The organism is Furfurilactobacillus curtus (assembly GCF_045862785.1).
Taxonomy (GTDB): Bacteria; Bacillota; Bacilli; order Lactobacillales; family Lactobacillaceae; genus Furfurilactobacillus; species Furfurilactobacillus curtus.
This window is the reverse complement of the sequence record NZ_BQXO01000043.1, coordinates 1-670: the sequence shown is the minus strand read 5'-3', so window position 1 is coordinate 670 and position 670 is coordinate 1. Positions and strand designations below refer to the sequence as shown.

Genomic DNA, 670 nt, shown 5'->3' with positions numbered 1-670 from the left:
CGTTGACTACCATAGATCATCAGGGCTTCGCTTTGTCTACGACGTTCTAGTAGCTTCTTTTCTTTATCCGAGAACGTCATACGCAATTTGGTAATCACATCATCAACGCCTTTACCGTCAAGACCAAAGAACACTTTGGTGTAGGAGTTCCCAATAATGGCTTCCCCAATGTTCTGCCCGGTATCCGTTGTGCCTTCAATCACGTCTTGAATTTGCTGCGTTCCGGCAATGGCCCCGGCATTGTATTTTCTAAACCGTTTGTATGCTTGATGGAAAAAGGTGGCGGCCGCTTTATGCAAGGTCAAAAAGTGAAATTCATCAACAAACAATTTCTTGCGGCTATGCCGATCTTTGGTAATTTCGTCCCACANGTATTGAAAAGTATTCAGATAAGCCGCTGATTGGACTTCCTGCTCACTTTGTAGCGGTTTTAAATCAAAGGAAATGATTTTCCCTTTTAAGTTAACGTTGGTATGGCCGTCAAATAAACTGTTAGAACCATGGGTATAACTGCCTAAGATGTAGTAGAAGTCTTTGACCCGATTGAATTTGTCGGCGTCCTTATCTGCCAGTTTTTCCAACTCGTCATAAACATTGGATAAGGTCGGCCACTGATCGTCTTTAATCTCTTTTAAGCGGCTATATTTCAAAACGCCACTGTTGACGTAAG

General features: G+C 42.6%; 1 protein-coding gene. It reads right to left on the bottom strand.

What is annotated here, in order from left to right:
• The coding region (locus ACKTR2_RS10340) for a TraG/VirB4 family ATPase (RefSeq protein ID WP_456237534.1) at positions 1 to 670 on the bottom strand (670 nt) is incomplete at both ends.